Raw genomic sequence first — 15,953 nt, forward strand, 5'->3', positions numbered from 1 at the left:
CCCGGTCGTTGACGGGCGGTAGAGTCGGTTCTAAGATGCACGCGTTTAACGCCCGTTAAGTCAGCTCTTCCCCGCGCAGGAGCCATCGATGCTTGACATCAACGGCAAGTACTGCATCGTCGGCGTGGGCAATACGGAGTACGGCCGCACGCCCGGCCGAAACGCGGTCACCCTCACGGTCGAGGCCATCCGGAACGCGATCGAGGACTGCGGCATCGACAAGGGCGAGATCGACGCCGTGCTCACGAAGTATCCCACGTCCAATTTCCAGGGCCTCTTCTCCGCCCGTGTCGCCCAGGCGCTCGGCGTCGTGCCGCGCGTGACGGCGACCCTCGACCAGGCCGGCGCCAGCAACATCAGCCTCATCGCCTACGCGATCATGTGCATGGAGGCGGGGCTGTGTAACGTCGCCACCATCAGCTACGGCGACAACCCGAACACCAGCGGCAGGCCCTCCTACGGCCGCCGGCCCGCCGCCGAGGCGGCCCGTGGGCCCACGTACGGCGGCGACGAAGCCGTGGCTGGCATGACCGGCGCGCCCTGCGGCTACGCCATGATCGCGCAGCGCTACCGCTATGAGTACGGCCTGACGGACGAGCAACTCGGAACCATCGCTACCACCTTCCGCCGCCACGCCTCGCTGAACCCCAACGCCCAGTTCCAGCAGCCGTTCACGATGGAGGAATACCTTAGCTCCCGTTGGGTTGCCGAGCCTTTCCGCCTTTACGACTGCTGTCCGGTCAGCGACGGCGCCGCGGCCGTAATCGTCACCAGCGTCGAGCGGGCCCGGGGGTTGAAGAAGAAGCCAGTGAGCGTCATGTCCTTCGCGCAGGCGCACCCGGCCTGGGACCTGGCCCAGCGCGAGGTGCTCACGACCTCCGGTGCAGCCATCTCCGGCCCCACGGCCTTCCGCCTCGCCGGCATCAGCGTTGAGGACGTCGACTTCGCCGAGCTCTACGACTGCTTCACGATCGTCCCGATCGTTACGCTCGAGGACTATGGCTTCTGCAAGAAGGGCGAAGGGCCGGACTTCATCGGCGGGGGGCGCATCGGGCTGGAAGGCTCTTTGCCGCTCAACACCTCCGGCGGACTCCTGTCCGAGACGGGGATGCCCGGCATGCAACTTATCGTGGAGGCGGTGCGCCAGTTGCGGGGCGAGGCCGGCCCGCGGCAGGTCAAGGACCCGGAGATTTGCGTCGTCAGCAACCAGGGCGGCGTGATGACGACGCACGCCACCCTCGTCCTGAGGAACTGAGATGACGGTTGAGTACCCGAAACCACTGCCTCAACTCACGGACGATAACGGTCCCTATCTGGAGGGCCTGAGGGAGCGCGAGTTGCGCCTCCAGAGGTGCGGGGCCTGCGGCCGCTATCGCTATCCGCCGGCGCGCTTCTGTCCCCATTGCCTCTCGGAGGAGGCTTCGTGGGAGGTGGCCTCGGGACGCGGCACACTCTACAGCTTCATCGTCGTGCACCAGCTCTACCACCCGGGGTTCCGCGACGACATCCCTTACAACGTCGCCATTGTGGAGCTGGACGAGGGGCCTCGCATTACCTCGAACGTCGTCGGCTGCGAGAACCGGGACCTGAAGATCGGCATGAGGCTCGTGGCGGAGTACTTCGACGCCACTCCGGAGGCCACGATCCTGAAGTTTCGCCCCGCCTAGAGGAGGCACACATGGACCTGCGAATGACCGAAGAGCAGAAGATGATCTGCGCCACCATCCGGCGCTTCGTCCGCGAAGAGATCATCCCTCTGGAGGAGACCGAGCTCGACGCCGACGCCTACGAACTGCCCGAGGAGCACGAGGAGCGCCTGCGGCCCATCGCCGAGTCGACGGGCATACCCGGCGCGCAGGGCCTGGACACGAAAACGAGGGTCTTCATGGCGGAGGAGATGTCCCAGCACCGCGCCGGGCTCTACTCGCCCTGCTACGGGCTCTTCCGGGGCGCTGCCGGGACCGGCGAAGGAGGTGGTGGCGGAGGATTCATCGGCCTCACCGAGCCGAGCGGCGGCTCCGACCCCGCGCGCGCCATCCGCACGCGAGCCGTGCGCGACGGCGACGAGTGGGTCATCAACGGCTCCAAGGTCTTCAACTCCGGCGCCGACACGGCCTCCTTTGGCACGATCTACGCGCGCACGGGCGATACGCCTGGCCGCGAGAGCATCAGCGCCTTCCGCGTGCCGACGAACACCCCCGGCTTCGAGGTGCGGCGCCTCATCCACGTCCTGCGCTCCCATTACACGACGGAGCTCTCCTTCACGGACATGCGGGTGCCGGCTTCGGCGATGATCGGCGCCGAGGGCACGGGCTTCGCCAACGCCAATGCCCGGCTCAGCGGCAACCGCATCACCTATGCGGCGAGCTGCACGGGCGTGGCGATCGCGGCACACCGCATGGCCACGGAGTACTCTCGCCAGCGCGTCACCTTTGGCGAGCCGCTCTCCAACCGGCAGGCGATCCAGTGGATGCTCGTCGACAACGAGATCGATATCCGCACGGCGCGCTGGCTATGCCTTTCCGCCGCCGAAAAGGTCGATAACGGCGAACCTTTCCGCTTCGAGGCGGCCATGGCGAAGCTCATCGCGACGGAAGCGGCGGGCCGCGTTGTCGACCGGTCGATGCAGATCCACGGCGGCTACGGTATGACCAAGGACCTGCCCTTCGAGCGCTGGTTCCGGGAGCTGCGCATCCGCCGCATCGGCGAGGGGCCCTCCGAGATACAGCGCATGATCATGGCCCGGGACCTGACCTACGGCTCCGTGCAGCCCGGGAAGTTCGAGCTCGAGCCCTAGCGCATGGCCGGCGTTCTCGATGGCGTCCTCGTCGTCGACCTTAGCGAGGGCATAGCCGGCGGCTACTGCACCAAGCTCCTGGCCGCCCTGGGCGCCGAGGTCATCAAGGTGGAGCGCCCGGGCCTGGGCGACCCGATCCGGAGCATGCCGCCCTTCAAGGACGACATCCCGGACCCTGAGACTTCTGTCGTCCACCTTCACCTCTCGATGGGGAAGAAGAGCATCACGCTCGACCCCTGGCGCGCGACGGGCCTCGACCTGCTGCGGCGCCTCATTGCCACGGCGGACGTGCTCGTAGAGTCCTTCAAGCCGTCCGAGCTGATGCGCCTCGGCATCGGCCATGAACTGCTGGAGCGCGAGCACCCGCGCCTGGTGGTCACGTCAGTCACGCATTTCGGCAAGGACGGGCCGTATGCCGAGTACGAGGGCGGCGAGCTGGTCGACTACTCGTTCGGCGGCTATACGTTCCTGACGGGCCTGCCTGACCGCGAGCCGATCAAGGCCGGAGGCTCGCAGGCGCAGTATCAGGGCGGGCTCCATGCCGCCACGGCGACGATGGCGGCGCTCCTCATGCGCGAGGCCACGGGCATGGGAGACCGCCTCGACGTCTCGATCTCGGAGGCGATCTGCTACGCGCACGCGGGCATGTCCGCATATCTGAACAACGGCCAGATCTACCGGCGTGTGGGCGCGCGCCTGCTGTCCGACCTCCCGACCGCCCCCTATCCTTCGACCATCCTTCCGGCGCGCGATGGCTTCGTGCACGTGCACTGGGCGCCCGCGGACCCTTCCCTCCTCGGCGTCCTCACGGAGACGCCCCGCCTCAGCGAGCCTGAGGTCTGGGAGACCCCGCGTGGCCACGCGGACGAGATCGATGAGCTGGTCTCCGCCTGGCTGAGCCAGCAGGACAAGGCCGAGGCGGTGCGCAAGGCGCAGGAGATACGCCATCCCTTCACGGAGGTGCTCACACCAGCGGATCTCCTCGAGGACCCGCAGTTGCAGGCGCGAGGCTTCCTGCCCGAAGTAGAGCACCCGCTCCTCGGCGCCTTCAGGCACATCGGGCCGGCATTCGTGATGGGTGAAACGCCCTTGCGGGTGGAGCGCGCGCCCCTGCTCGGCGAGCACAACGTCGAAATCTATTGCCAGCGCCTGGGCCTTACCGCCGAGGAGCTCTCCGGGCTCCGCGAAAGAGGGGTTGTCTAGGTGCGCCCCCTTTCCGGCATCCGCATCCTTGACCTGACAATCGTCGTTGCCGGCCCAGTCGGCACCTCGATCCTCGGCAACCTCGGCGCCGAGGTCATCAAGGTCGAGAACACTGTGCAACGCACCCTGACGAGGTCGACGTCGAGCAGGGCGGCGGGGCGTGGCGGCAATTTCATAGACCTGAACCGGGACAAGCTCGGCATCACACTGAACCTCAACGTCCCGCAGGCCCGTGACATCTTCAAGCGCCTGGTCCGGATCAGCGACGTCGTGATCGAGAACTTCAGTCCGCGGGTGATGCGCAACTTCGGCCTCGAGCACGACGACCTCGTAAAGGTGAACCCGGGCATCATCACCGTGTCCATGCCGGCCTTCGGCAAGACCGGGCCATTGCGCGATATGACGTCGTTCGGGCCGGGGATCGACGCGATGAGCGGTCTCTCCCACCTGACCGGCTATCCCGACAGCACGCCGCTCAAGCCCGGAAACTACTACTGCGACTACAACGCCGGCGTGCTCGCCGCTCTCGCGGTCATGGCCGCGGTGTTTCACAAGCGCCGCACTGGCCGCGGTCAGGCGATAGAGGTGGCGATGCGCGACGGCGAGACGCAGCTCGTGGGTGAGTTCATCCTCGATTACGTGCTCAACGGCCGCGTGCAGCAGCGGGCCGCGAACCGCCACCCGAATGTCGCGCCCCATAACGTCTACCGCTGTCGCGGTGAGGACGAGTGGCTCGCGATAGCGGTCGAGACCGACGCCCAGTGGGCCGCGCTCTGCCGGGTGATGACGAGGCCGCAGCTCAGCACCGATCCGTTGTTCGCAACGACGCTCGCCCGCAAGCGCAACGAAGATGCCGTTGACAGAGTAGTCGCCGAATGGGCCGCCGGGCAGGACAAAATCGAGGCCATGCACCTCCTGCAGGCCGAGGGGATCCCGGCGTCCGCGGTGATGACCACGGCTGACATCGCCTCGGACCCGCACTTCCTCGCCCGGGGCGCCTTCCAGGAAGTGCGCATGCCGCGCGGAGATACCTTCCGGCTGCAGCGGGCGGCCTGGACGGCAAGGCGGGCGGACATCCGCATCGGCCCGGGGCCGGAGTACAGCGAGCACACGGAGCAGGTGCTGCGTGACCTGCTGGGCCTCAGCGAAGACGAGATCGCGGCGCTCGCGGAAGCGGGCGCCATAGCACTGCCTGAGAGAGCGGAGGAACGAGTATGACGAACTCCGACCGAAAGCCCTGGGAAATCCGCATGCCGTGGAAGGACTGGAAGGACTTCGAAGGGACGCCCCTCTGGACTCCCGCCGCCGCGAAGCTTTCGGGAAGCAACGGCATCTACGAGCTCGCGGACGAGCGGCAGCGCGTGCTGTACGTGGGCTTTGCAGGCAGCCGCGCCCGCTTCGGCCTGCGGGGGAAGCTCATCGACCACTTCTCGGAGCGCGAACCGAACCCCGAGATCAGGGGCCGCGCGCGCTTCTTCCGCTACGAGGTCACATCCGCCTACCTGAGCCGATGGGTCGAAGTCGTGGCGCGGCACAACCAGTCGGGAGCTATACCGCCGGGAAACCGCTGGGCGAAGGAGTACCCGCGCAGCATGCCCTACTTCGGCCCCGCCTCGGTGCCGGCCCCGTCCACCGTAGCGCCCTCTGTCACCGAACGGGCGGGCGCCGAAAGCCTCGGCACACGCTAGGCGGGCCGGCGGCCCTCGACAGGGCGGCCGGGAGCGGCCCGCGGCTGCCGGCGACGGCCCGGCGCCGCCTACGAGTTCGTGAACACGGGCTTCCGGCGCTCGGCAAAGGCCTTCGGCCCCTCGATCGAGTCCTGCATGCCGCGCAGGTTTTGCTCCAGGTTCGCGGCGTAGCGCCTCGCCTCGAAGGGCCCCATGTAGGTGCCCTTGTACAGGATCTCCTTGAAGTTGCGCACCGCCCGCGGCGCCAGCTCCATGAGCCGCGTCGCCCACTCCATGGCCGTCGGCATGAGCTGGTCGTCCGGCACCACCTGGTTTACGAGGCCCATCTCGTAGGCGCGCTGGGCCGAGATGCGCCGGTCGCCCCAGATGCACAGCTCGAGGGCGTGGCCGAGGCCGACGATCCGCACCAGGTGGTGGATCCAGCCCGCGGCCTGGTTCCAGCGCGCCTCCGTGACGCCGAACTCCGCTGACTGGGCGGCGATGCGGACGTCGCATTGAATAGCGTGATTGAACCCGCCGGCAACGCAGACGCCGTTTACGGCCGCGATCATCGGCTTCCAGCAGTTCAGCGCCTCGGCCAGGGGAAAGATGTTGGCCAGGTGCTGCGGCATCTGGACCATCGGGTCCGGCAACCCGGCAGCCCGGGCAGCATCGCGGTCGGCGCGCTCGCGGAGGTCCTGTCCCGTGCCGAACGCCCTGCCCGCGCCCGTGAGGATCGCGACCCAGGCGTCGGGGTCGTGCGCGAACTCCCAGTACGTCTCGTGGAGGACCTTCCGTAGCTCTCCATTGAAGGCGTTGAGGCGCTCGGGCCGGTTCAGGGTGATTATCCAGATGCGGCCGTTCTCTTCCTTGTCCAGGAGCAGGACACCGTCCTTGACGCGTACCATGGGCGGACCTCCGGTGGTTCGTAGACGCTTTTACCTATCGTTAAACGCGGGGGTTGCGGCCCTTATACCTTCACGGCCCCTGGCTGTCAATCGGCCGGCCTGGTTTCGGGGGTACGGGGTCACATCAGCGGTAGGGGCGCCGGAGCGTCTGCGACAAGCGTCTGCGACAAGACTTTACACGATGCCCGGCGCCGCGGGTTGTCATCGATGCGCCCGGCGGGTGAGAAGAGGGTCGGAGCCGGTGCTGGCCAGCCCTCGCGGACTGTCCCGCCGGACAAGCGTAGGCGCCGCGCGCCAGGGACCTAGAAGACCGCCATCTGGAAGGCGCGCCGGTACTTCTGGGTGACCGGGTGCGCGTCCCCCAGCAGGTTGAAGAGGGCGATTCCGGCCTTGCGCGGCGCCTCGTCGTTGTAATGCCGGTCACGGCGCAGCGACTCGATGAAGCCGCTGGCGGCGGCGTCGAGGTCGCGGGCCGCCAGCGCCCGGACGGCCGACGAGAACGCCTCGCGCCCCGGACCTTCCGGCAGGGACATGCCGTCCGAGGCGTCGAGTACAAGGTTGGCAATCGACTCCACCGACTGCGCGGCCTGGTAGAGGGCCGGCTTCGCGGCGGCGGCGCTGCGGGCCAGCTCGCGGGCGCGGGCCGGGTTACGGAAAAGGAGCGCCCGGGCCAGGACCAGGCTGGCGTCGGCGTTTCCCGGCTCCTCTACCAGCACCAGGTTCGCCAGGCTCTCGGCTTCGGCTTCGTCGCCGCGGGCAAGGGCAGCTTCGGCCTGCTCCAGCCGGGCGCGGTTCTCGCTCGGGAGGACGTCATCCAGCCACTGGCGCACGCGCTGCTCCGGCAGCGCGCCGACGAACTCGCCGGACACGCGACCGTCCACGAAGAGCTTCACGGCGGGGATGCTGGAGATGCGGTAGCGGGCGGCCACCGCGGGGTTCTCGTCCGTGTTCACCTTCGCCAGCTTCCAGCGGCCGTTGGCTTCCGCCGCAAGCTTTTCGAGCACCGGGCCGAGGATGCGGCAGGGGCCGCACCATGGCGCCCAGAAGTCGACCAGCACCGGCGTTTCGCGGCTCGCCTCAATAACCTCGCGGTCAAAGTCCCTTACGTCCAATGTGCTTCTCCTGCCCAGTCGTCCTCTCAATCGTCTCCGATCCCGCCCCACCGCGCCAGTCGCTCCCGCACCGGCGACGCCGTGCGCTCTCAGGGTCCAGCCATTCGGACGCGCCGGACGCTCCTGCTGATCTCCGGCAGAGGCGGAGGGGGCGGCGCTGCAGGGACGCCGGCCAGACCGGCCCGTCTCCGCGTCCAGCTTGCAGTTCGCCGCACGGCCGGAGTCGCGATGGGCGACCGGCGCTAGCCGCGCGCGAGGGCGACGACCTCCCCCACGGCGCCGGGCGCAAGCGGGCCCCGCGCCGTCCAGCGCAGGGCGCTCTCCACCTGTTCGATGTCGGAGAAGCCGACGAGCGCAGTCGAGACGCCTTCGGCGGCCAGCGCAAACCTCAGGCCCAACTCCACCGTGCTCTCCAGGCCGTGGCGGCGGGCAACGTCCGCGAGGGATTGCGCCCGCCTCAGGTCGGCCTCGAACTCGCCGCCCCGAACCATGGCGCCGCCGCCTCCCGGGCTCGCCAGCCGTGCCCGCTCGCTCGAGCCGCTGACAGCGCCAGCGGCCAGGACCCGGATCGCGATGACGCCCATGCCGGCCCTCGCCGCCTCCGCGATGAGGCCACCAAGGTCCTGCGCCCCGCCGGAGGCGCCCGCGTAGGCGGCGCTGGGGTTCAAAGCATTGAAGTAGGCCTGTACGGTATCGAACGCCCCCGAGCGCACAACCTCGAGGACGGCCTCGGTCTCGCCCAGGCCGGTGATGCCAGCGTGCCGCACCAGGCCCTCGCGGACCAACGCTCGCATCGCTTCGGCCACGGCGCCGGCGACTTCGCCCGGCGGCAGGGAGCGCTCGTTGGGGTCGTTACCGATGCGGGAGTGCAACTGCAGCAGGTCGACGCTGTCGCGCCCGAGGCGGCGCAGGCTCTGCGTAAGGGAGTCTCGCACCGCCGGCCTCGGGTCCGCGAGCGCGTCCCTGGACAGGTTGACTTTCGTGCCGACCACCACGCGCTCCCAGGCGCCGAGGTCCCTGAGCGTGCGGCCGAGGTTCTCCTCCGACCGCCCGTCGCCGTAGGAGGCGGCGGTGTCAAAGTAGGTGATGCCGCCCTCCAGGGCTCGGGCGACCACAGACCGCTGTTCATCCGGCTGGCCGCGAGTCATCAGGCCGCCGACGTTTCCGCAGCCGAAGCCCAGCTCGGAAACAGTGAGGCCGGTCTTGCCCAGGGTGCGGTATCTCAAGCGCTCGCCTCGTCCGCCTGGCCGGCGGCCAGGACCTTGTACAAGACAACCCTATCGGCGGCCATTAGCTTGTCGCCATTTCGCAGCCGCAGCGCGAAGTCCTCGCGGACGGCATCCAGCATGCGCCTCAGGTCTTCTGGAGTCCAGAACGTCGTGCCGGTTAGCAGAAGGTAATCGGCTGCCTGGCCAGCAAACCACATGCGCGTCCAGGCGCGGACGCTACCCCGTGGGCTCACCGCCCGCACCATGCGGCGGAGGTCCTCTTCCTGCCACTCCGGCCGGGCGCCGAGCAGGATCAGATATCCGGCCCGCCACGCGGCCGTAGTGTCGTCGCCCGACCTCAGGCGCGCCTTGACTTCGTCTTTCAGGGCTCGCTCCATGCGCGACTGGTCATCCTCCGACCAGGAACGCTGCCCGGCTATCTGAAAGCTGTGCGCGGCAGAGAAGGCGGCACGGAGCGGATGTCCGGCGACGAGATGCAGCCTTGCGTCCTCCGCGGTGGCAAGCGCCAGGGTCTTTAGCGTTGCTTCCCCGAAGAGCTCTTCGAATTGCACTCTCAGAGCTTACGCCGCTTGCCCAGTCTCCGCCTTCTCTCCACTACTCGACCGGCGTACCGAGTGCCCTGACGTCCAGGGCGTGTCCGGCGACGCAGAGGTAGACCCTCGAGGCGGCGGCAGCGACCGCCTGGTTGGCTTCACCGAGCGCATCCCGAAATAGCCGCCCCAGGCGATACTCCGGCACCAGGCCGCTCCCGACCTCGTTGGTCACGACTATCAACGCGCCGGCCCTTGCTCGCTGTGTCTGCAGCAACGCGTGGACCGGGTCCAGCACTACGCGTGAGACATCTGCCTCGCGCCCTTCCGCGGCCTCATCTGCCTGCAGCAGCAGGTTGCTTACCCAGAGCGTCAGGCAGTCGAGGACGCAGGCGTCGAGGCTTCCGGCGCGCGCCAGTGCTGACACGACATCCAGGGGCTCCTCGATGGTGCGCCAGGCGCGCGGCCGCGCTCGCCGGTGAGCGGCGACACGACGGCGCATTTCGTCGTCGCCCGGCACGAGCGTGGCGATGTACGCAACATTCGGGCCGAATCCGGCCGCAAGGCGCTCCGCGAACCGGCTCTTGCCGCTCCGCGCGCCCCCGGTGACAAGCACGAGTTCGCCCATCTGCCCTTTCCCTCAGTACCAGGCGAGCGCCGCTAGAAGCAGAAGCGCCTCGCTGACCTCCACCACGGCGCCGTAAGCATCTCCCGTGAGGCCGCCGAGTCGCGTGGCGACGGCGGCGCCGAGCCCGAGGCCGAGCGCTGTCGCGAGCAACCATGCCGCGCCTCCGTCCGGCCCGAGCGTCAGGGCGCCGGCGGCGAGGGCGGCGGCCGCAGCGGCGGGCGCAGCCCAGGGAAAGGATGACGTGTGGAAGGCGCTGCCCAACCCATCGCGCCGCGCGTAGGGGAAGGCCGCGATGGCGGCAACGCATGACCAACGCGAGAGGCAGGGGGCCAGTATCAGCGTGTCGAACCGCTCTCTTGCCGCCAGCTCGCCCAGCGCCGTCGCCTTCAGGGCCAGGACGACTATCAGGGCCGCCACGCCAAACGCCCCCACTGCCGGGTCGCGCATGATGTCGAGGCGGCGCGAGACTGGTCCGGCGGCGAAGAGGCCATCGGCGCTGTCCGCGAGTCCGTCCGCATGCAGCGCACCGGTCAGCAGGAGCAGCAGCGCCACCAGCAGCCAGCCCGACAGTTGCCCGCTGGCCCCGGCCTCACGCAGCCCGAGCCCCACGGCAGCAAGGAGGCCGCCAAGGAGGAGTCCGACCAGAGGGAAGAACGCCTGACTCGAGCCGAGTAGCGCCGGCTCGACCAGCCCCGGCCGTCGCAGGCGCAGGACAGTCATGAACTCCAGCGCGACCAGCGGCGCCAGGAGGGGCGAAGGCCTCCGCCCGGCCGCCGCCTCAGCCTCCGTCACCGTTTGCCTCAGTCGTACGGGCCACTGCGCGCCATACGCCGGCCTCGTCGAACGTGGCCATCTCGGCCAGGAGCCGGCAGGCGGCCTCGAGGATGGGTATTGTGAGCGCCGCGCCGCTGCCTTCTCCCAGCCGCATGCTGAAGTCGAGCAAGGGTGTCAGGGCAAGGGCCTCCAGCATGAACCCGTGCGCGGGCTCCGGGGAGCGATGGGCCGCGATCATGTAGTCTCGGACCACGGGCGCCAGCCTCGCCGCGATGAGCGCCGCTGCCGTGGAGATGACGCCGTCGATCAGAAGGACGCGGCGTCTGGCCGCGGCGCCGACCATGAAGCCGGCCAGTATCCCCACCTCAAACCCGCCGAGCTTCGCCAGCACGTCCAGAGCGTTGGCCGGGTCGGGCCGGTTGGCCGCTAGCGCCCGCGCTATCACTGACGCCTTGCGCTCCACACCGGCGGCGTCGAGTCCGGCGCCCGGCCCGGCGGCGGCCGCAGGTGTCAGCCCAAGCAACGCCGCGGCCAGGGCGGCAGCCGCCGTGGAGTTACCGATGCCCATCTCGCCGCAGGCCACTACGTCCGAATCGAAGCGGTCTGCAAGGGCGACGCCCCTCCGCAGCGCTTCCGCGGCGGTGCCCATGCTCATCGCCGGCCCGCGGCTGAAGTCATGGGTGCCTGGCCCCAGGCGGAGGCCTATTACTCGCGGGTCGTCGACCGGGCACACCATGCCGGCATCGACCACCGCCAGCTCGGCGCCGGCTACACGGGACAGGACATTGATCGCCGCGCCGCCCGCCAGGAAGTTCGCCACCATCTGCCGCGTGACCTCCGCGGGGTAGGCGGAGACCCCCTGAGCCACGACGCCGTGGTCGGCCGCGACGACGAGCACTAGCTTCCGGCTCACGAGGGGCAGCGGGCGGCCCTGCATCGCCGCCAGGGCTATGGCGAGCTCCTCGAGACGCCCCAGGCTGCCCCGCGGTTTGGTCAGGCTGTCGAGGCGGGCGGCAGCGGCCGCTGCGGCCTCCCTGTCCAGCGGCGGGATCTCCGGAAGGGAGATGGTCACCGGAACTGCTCCGGGTACAGGCACCTGCCCAGGGCCTCGAGTCCGTCCACGATGCGCGGGCCCGGCCGGCTCACGATGTCGGGGTCGACGATGCAGATGCGGTTGTTGCGCACGGCTTCGATCACCGACCATCCCGGCCGCGCCCGGACCGAGTCCGCGGTCACGCCAGCGGCCTCGTCCGCGAGCACGATCACCTGCGGGTTGCGCTGCACGATGACCTCGGCGGACAGCTGGGGATACGGAGAGCTAGCCCCGGCGGCGATGTTCTCCGCCTTCAGGAAGACGTACAGGTCCCCGACGAAGCTACCGGGCGCGACCGTGAAGTACGTCGTGTCAAGCTCATGGTAGACGCGAGGACCACGGCTGATACTGGCCACCTTCTGTCGTACGGCGTCAATCCTGCGCTCCATCTGGTTCGTCAAGGCCCCGGCCTCCTGTGCGCGCCCGGCGACGTTTCCGAGGAACCGGATCTGCTCCAGGACGCCGCCGAGGCTAGCCGGCAGTTCGAGGTACAGGACCGGCATTCCCAGCCGCCTGAGCCCCTGGACCACGTCGCCGCTATTGCTCGAGACGTACACCAGGTCGGGGCGGTAGGAGGCGATGGCCTCGAGACTGGGGCTAAACCCGTCGAGTTGAGGCTTGGCGCTGCTCCCCAGGGGGCAGTTGGCGTATTGCTCCACGGCCACGAGTTGGCTGCCCGCGCCGATGGCGCAGAATATCTCCGTCGCGTGGGCAGAGAGGGAGACAATGCGCTCCGGGCGCTTCCGAATCGTGATCTCCTGCCCGTCGGACTGCCTTACGGTGAGCGGGTAGGGAGAGTCAGGGTCGGTGGTAACGATCCCGCCACCGGAATCGCCGCCGCAAGCTGCCAGCAGCAGGGCGGTGAGGGCCACAACGAAGAGAAGAGAGAGCTTCCGGGTCATCGCTGCTCCTTTGTCCTGTGGCCCGGAAGCCCGGCGACCCGGCCGGGCACAATAAACCCGGCTCGAGGAGCCGGGTGGATCGCCGCCGGTCTGGCGGTGACGTCCGGGCCTTTCCTCGAAGGCTCTGCGAACATCCCCCGCGGGCTGGCGACCTGGCTCTCCTTCCCGGAGGAAGGACTACAGTTGCGGGACAGCGCCGGACTTTGACCGGCTTCGCACTTCCTTCGCGCTGAGCGAAGGCACCCGTGGGGACTCTATTCGGTTCTGTCTGCAGACAGACGAGAGGCTAAGGCGTGCGCGGCCGCCAGTCAAGACACGGGACCCCGACGGCGCCAGGTTCTACGTCCGGGCTCGATTCCACCCATGTGGCGGTCCGCGGGGATGGTAGACAGCGGATAGGGCTGCGCGTAGGCCAGGGGCCAAGCCGGATGGTACCTTGCTGCCGTCAGCATAGTTCTCGCCGGGGGACGCGAGGATCAGCCCGGTACGAGTTGCTGCCGGCCGAGAGGACAGGCCCTCTGCTCTTGCCCGACGGAAGGCGACATCGAAGTTGGACGCAAAGCGCTACTCAAGGCCAGTAATGCCCGGGAGCCGTCGGGCGCTGGGAGTGGTTGCCGCCGTGGCTGTCATCGCGCTCCTCAGCGCCTTCCTCGCGCTCAAGGACCGCTACGCCGACCGGATGGCTGAGCTGAGCCGCGCCCTCATCGGGGACGAGAACACGGCACGGCTGGAGAGCTGGTACTTCGCAGCACACGACCGCTTCGACCGCCTGCGCTACGGCATCTTCGGCGGTCCGGCCGACCCGTTCTCCGACAGCCCCGGGACGGAAGCCTCCAGCATCGTTGGCGCTGACGACGGTGAGTCGGCACCCGAGGCGCCCGCCGTTTCGATAACGCTCCGCCAGCGAGCGCCGCTTCACCTGCCGGAGGTCAAGTCCTTGCGGGCCGACCCGCGGGACGGCGAAGGGGTCTGGACCACGGCCGGCCTGCCCCGCTCTTCACCTGACGACGTGCTGATGGCCAAGACCTTCCTCCGTCCTGACGCCGCCCGCCCGTACGCCGTGGTCGGCGTGCTTCTGGTCGACAGGCGCCGGGTACGCCTCCATATCACTGGCGGCGTAGAGAGTCCCGGCGGCGACCGGGGCGTAAGGGGCCCCGGTGTCATCCCGGCGGCGGAGCGCGGGCATCTGCTCGTCGCCTGGAACGGCGGTTTTCGCGGCCCGCATGGCGGTTACGGCATGTACGCCGACGGCCGCCAGTACCGGCCGTTGCGCAACGGGTTCGCGAGCGTCGTCCTCTTCAAGGACGGCAGCGTCCGGATCGGAGAATGGGGCCGCGACTTCTCCTGGAGCGACGACATGGAGGCCGTGCGTCAGAACGCCGTCCTCCTGGTCGACAACTGCGAGGTTAGCCGGCGGACGAACGAGGGCAACAACACATGGGGATACGTCCAGGTCAACTCCGCGGAGTTCATAACCTGGCGCTCGGCTATAGGGCTCACGAAAGACGGCGACCTGCTCGTCGCGGCTGGCAATTCGCTGAGCGCTGCCACGCTGGCCAAAGCGCTCTGGGCCGCTGGCGCCTGCTACGCCATGCACCTGGACATCAACACGCCCTACGTGCTGACATCCCTGTTCTTCGCCCAGCCCGATGGCTCCCTCAAGGCCGCGAAGTTCATGGACTCGATGGTCGATAGCCCTGCGCGCTTCCTGGGTACGCAGGCCAACGACTTCATGTACCTGACGCTGGACGAATCGAGGTACGTCCCCTGAGCCGCCGAGGGGCGACGTCCTGGCTTCAGTGGGCGCTATGTCCGCCGCAGGCGCAGGCGCCCCCACAGGCGCACCCTGATGCGACGGGCCGCGCCTCACCATCCGCAGTCTTCGAGAACGTGGCGAACAGCGAGAGCACGCGGTTCGTCGTCCGGTGACCGGAGGGGCAGGTCGCAGGCTCGTCCGCGCGGGCCATCGGCCGCAGCACCTCGAACTGTGACCCACAGGGCGGGCAGTAGTACTCGTATACCGGCATGGCACCACGATTATAGAAGGCCGCTGCCGCGGCAGCGAAGCCCCGTCCCACGGGACCGAGGGCCCACGATGCTAGACTAAGCGCGCCTCGACGTCGTCTGGAAAGCAGGTTTGGTGCCGGATCGCACAGTCCTGGTACTCGGCTGCGGCATGGCCGGCGTCTTCGCAGCGCTGGAGCTGAAGCGCCGGCTGCGCCACGAGCGCGTCGTCGTCATCGACAAGGCGCCGATGGCCTCTTATCCGCCGTCCCACGCCGCATTGGCCGTCGGCGAGGTGCGCGGCAGGACGCTACTCAGGCCTCGCTCTCGCCTCGCCCGCAAGGGGATCGAGTTCGTAAATGCCGAGGTCCAGCACATCGACCTCGCCGCCAGGCAAGTCCGAGCCGCCGGGGGCAGGGAGGTCCGCTTCGACCTCCTGGTGCTTGCCACCGGTACGGAGCCGGCCTTCGACGCTATCCCGGGGCTCTCGGACAACTTCCAGAGCACGGTCACCTTCGAGTCCGCAGAACGGCTCGCCGCCAGCCTGCGCTACTTCGCCGGGGGGCGAGTCCTTATCGCCACGGCGGCCGACCCGAAGTGGGCCCCGGGCCCTTACGAGCTGGCGATGCTCCTGGAGCACTACTTCCATGAGCGCAAGATGCGCCAGAAGGTGGAGATCGGCGTGGCCGCGCCCGAGGACTCGCCGCTCGCCCGTTTCGGCCCCGAGGCGTCGGAGCTCATAGCCGGGCAGCTCGCGCACAAGGGTATCGAGTTCCTCGCGCAGTCGCGCCTCGCGGCCGTCGACGCCCACAGGCACCTCGCGCGGTTCGAGGACGGCGGCGAGCGCAGCTTCGACCTCCTGATCACGCTCCCGCCGCAGACGGCCCCGCCGCCGCTCGTCGAGTGCGGACTGGTCGACCCATCCGGCCGCGTGCCCGTCGACCCGATGACGCTCGAGACCAGCACGCCCGGTGTGTTCGCCCTGGGAGACGTCTCCGGGCTGCGCGCCGCCGACGGCCGGCTCGCGCCCGCCAGCGCCGAGCTCGCCCGCCAGAGCGCAGTCGCGGTCGCGCGTCAGGCGGCCGCGCGATTCAACGGCACGGCGG

Annotated in this window: 17 protein-coding genes and 1 riboswitch; of the genes, 8 read left to right on the plus strand and 9 right to left on the minus strand. The window is 69.0% G+C overall.

All coding sequences use genetic code 11. The features are described from left to right. The first annotated feature begins 88 nt into the window (after positions 1-88). The 6 genes from VNN10_03170 to VNN10_03195 are packed head-to-tail and all read left to right on the plus strand — an operon-like array spanning position 89 to position 5,688. Positions 89-1,255, plus strand: a complete 1,167-nt coding sequence (locus tag VNN10_03170) for a thiolase family protein (protein ID HXH21005.1) — start codon at positions 89-91, stop codon at positions 1,253-1,255. 1 nt (position 1,256) lies between these two features. Then, the gene (locus tag VNN10_03175) at positions 1,257-1,667 is read left to right on the plus strand and encodes a Zn-ribbon domain-containing OB-fold protein (protein HXH21006.1); all 411 of its coding nucleotides are present in this window, start codon (positions 1,257-1,259) and stop codon (positions 1,665-1,667) included. 11 nt (positions 1,668-1,678) lie between these two features. After that, the gene (locus VNN10_03180) at positions 1,679-2,797 is read left to right on the plus strand and encodes an acyl-CoA dehydrogenase family protein (protein ID HXH21007.1); all 1,119 of its coding nucleotides are present in this window, start codon (positions 1,679-1,681) and stop codon (positions 2,795-2,797) included. A gap of 3 nt (positions 2,798-2,800) precedes the next feature. Next, entirely contained in the window at positions 2,801-4,000 is a 1,200-nt protein-coding gene (locus tag VNN10_03185) for a CoA transferase (protein HXH21008.1), read from the plus strand. Then, on the plus strand, positions 4,001-5,218 hold the full coding sequence (locus VNN10_03190) for a CoA transferase (protein ID HXH21009.1): 1,218 nt from the start codon (positions 4,001-4,003) through the stop codon (positions 5,216-5,218). Continuing rightward, on the plus strand, positions 5,215-5,688 hold the full coding sequence (locus tag VNN10_03195; protein ID HXH21010.1) for a hypothetical protein: 474 nt from the start codon (positions 5,215-5,217) through the stop codon (positions 5,686-5,688). Before VNN10_03190 ends, VNN10_03195 begins: the two co-directional genes overlap by 4 nt. Positions 5,689-5,756: 68 nt before the next feature. Here the strand turns inward: VNN10_03195 and VNN10_03200 are convergent, their stop codons facing one another. The 8 genes from VNN10_03200 to VNN10_03235 form a co-directional block, all read right to left on the minus strand. After that, a complete protein-coding gene (locus tag VNN10_03200) occupies positions 5,757-6,575 on the minus strand; it encodes an enoyl-CoA hydratase-related protein (protein ID HXH21011.1) in 819 nt (272 codons plus the stop codon). Between the two features lie 302 nt (positions 6,576-6,877). Further along, positions 6,878-7,687, minus strand: a complete 810-nt coding sequence (gene trxA, locus VNN10_03205) for a thioredoxin (protein ID HXH21012.1) — start codon at positions 7,685-7,687, stop codon at positions 6,878-6,880. 242 nt (positions 7,688-7,929) lie between these two features. Further along, a complete protein-coding gene (locus tag VNN10_03210) occupies positions 7,930-8,913 on the minus strand; it encodes an aldo/keto reductase (protein HXH21013.1) in 984 nt (327 codons plus the stop codon). Then, positions 8,910-9,467, minus strand: coding sequence for a hypothetical protein (locus VNN10_03215; GenBank protein HXH21014.1), 558 nt, complete (start codon positions 9,465-9,467; stop codon positions 8,910-8,912). Before VNN10_03215 ends, VNN10_03210 begins: the two co-directional genes overlap by 4 nt. 43 nt (positions 9,468-9,510) lie before the next feature. After that, on the minus strand, positions 9,511-10,074 hold the full coding sequence (gene cobU / locus VNN10_03220; GenBank protein HXH21015.1) for a bifunctional adenosylcobinamide kinase/adenosylcobinamide-phosphate guanylyltransferase: 564 nt from the start codon (positions 10,072-10,074) through the stop codon (positions 9,511-9,513). A 12-nt stretch (positions 10,075-10,086) separates the two neighbouring features. After that, positions 10,087-10,866: an adenosylcobinamide-GDP ribazoletransferase gene (gene cobS, locus VNN10_03225; protein ID HXH21016.1), complete on the minus strand. Its 780-nt coding sequence runs from the start codon at positions 10,864-10,866 to the stop codon at positions 10,087-10,089. Beyond that, positions 10,853-11,920 carry a nicotinate-nucleotide--dimethylbenzimidazole phosphoribosyltransferase gene (gene cobT, locus VNN10_03230; GenBank protein ID HXH21017.1) on the minus strand — a complete coding sequence of 356 codons (1,068 nt, stop codon included), beginning with the start codon at positions 11,918-11,920 and terminating at the stop codon, positions 10,853-10,855. Before cobT ends, cobS begins: the two co-directional genes overlap by 14 nt. Further along, the gene (locus tag VNN10_03235; GenBank protein ID HXH21018.1) at positions 11,917-12,843 is read right to left on the minus strand and encodes a helical backbone metal receptor; all 927 of its coding nucleotides are present in this window, start codon (positions 12,841-12,843) and stop codon (positions 11,917-11,919) included. Before VNN10_03235 ends, cobT begins: the two co-directional genes overlap by 4 nt. 124 nt (positions 12,844-12,967) lie before the next feature. Further along, a riboswitch (cobalamin riboswitch) is annotated at positions 12,968-13,105 on the minus strand. Between the two features lie 318 nt (positions 13,106-13,423). Between VNN10_03235 and VNN10_03240 the strand changes: the two genes are divergently transcribed. Beyond that, positions 13,424-14,614 carry a phosphodiester glycosidase family protein gene (locus VNN10_03240; protein HXH21019.1) on the plus strand — a complete coding sequence of 397 codons (1,191 nt, stop codon included), beginning with the start codon at positions 13,424-13,426 and terminating at the stop codon, positions 14,612-14,614. Between the two features lie 25 nt (positions 14,615-14,639). On the opposite strand, the gene VNN10_03245 is transcribed toward VNN10_03240, so the two are convergent. Next, positions 14,640-14,870: a zinc ribbon domain-containing protein gene (locus tag VNN10_03245; GenBank protein HXH21020.1), complete on the minus strand. Its 231-nt coding sequence runs from the start codon at positions 14,868-14,870 to the stop codon at positions 14,640-14,642. Positions 14,871-14,983: 113 nt separating this feature from the next. Here VNN10_03245 and VNN10_03250 point away from each other — a divergent pair. Beyond that, positions 14,984-15,953, plus strand: a 970-nt coding sequence (locus VNN10_03250) for an FAD-dependent oxidoreductase (GenBank protein ID HXH21021.1), incomplete at its 3' end; no start/stop codon positions are given.

Source organism: Dehalococcoidia bacterium, assembly GCA_035574915.1.
Taxonomy (GTDB): Bacteria; Chloroflexota; Dehalococcoidia; order DSTF01; family WHTK01; genus DATLYJ01.

Coding starts and splice junctions, on each gene's coding strand:
- VNN10_03170 (HXH21005.1), top strand. CDS start 89: ATGCTTGACATCAACGGCAAGTACTGCATCGTCGGCGTGGGCAATACG.
- VNN10_03175 (HXH21006.1), top strand. CDS start 1,257: ATGACGGTTGAGTACCCGAAACCACTGCCTCAACTCACGGACGATAAC.
- VNN10_03180 (HXH21007.1), top strand. CDS start 1,679: ATGGACCTGCGAATGACCGAAGAGCAGAAGATGATCTGCGCCACCATC.
- VNN10_03185 (HXH21008.1), top strand. CDS start 2,801: ATGGCCGGCGTTCTCGATGGCGTCCTCGTCGTCGACCTTAGCGAGGGC.
- VNN10_03195 (HXH21010.1), top strand. CDS start 5,215: ATGACGAACTCCGACCGAAAGCCCTGGGAAATCCGCATGCCGTGGAAG.
- VNN10_03200 (HXH21011.1), bottom strand. CDS start 6,575: ATGGTACGCGTCAAGGACGGTGTCCTGCTCCTGGACAAGGAAGAGAAC.
- cobU (HXH21015.1), bottom strand. CDS start 10,074: ATGGGCGAACTCGTGCTTGTCACCGGGGGCGCGCGGAGCGGCAAGAGC.
- VNN10_03235 (HXH21018.1), bottom strand. CDS start 12,843: ATGACCCGGAAGCTCTCTCTTCTCTTCGTTGTGGCCCTCACCGCCCTG.
- VNN10_03240 (HXH21019.1), top strand. CDS start 13,424: ATGCCCGGGAGCCGTCGGGCGCTGGGAGTGGTTGCCGCCGTGGCTGTC.
- VNN10_03245 (HXH21020.1), bottom strand. CDS start 14,870: ATGCCGGTATACGAGTACTACTGCCCGCCCTGTGGGTCACAGTTCGAG.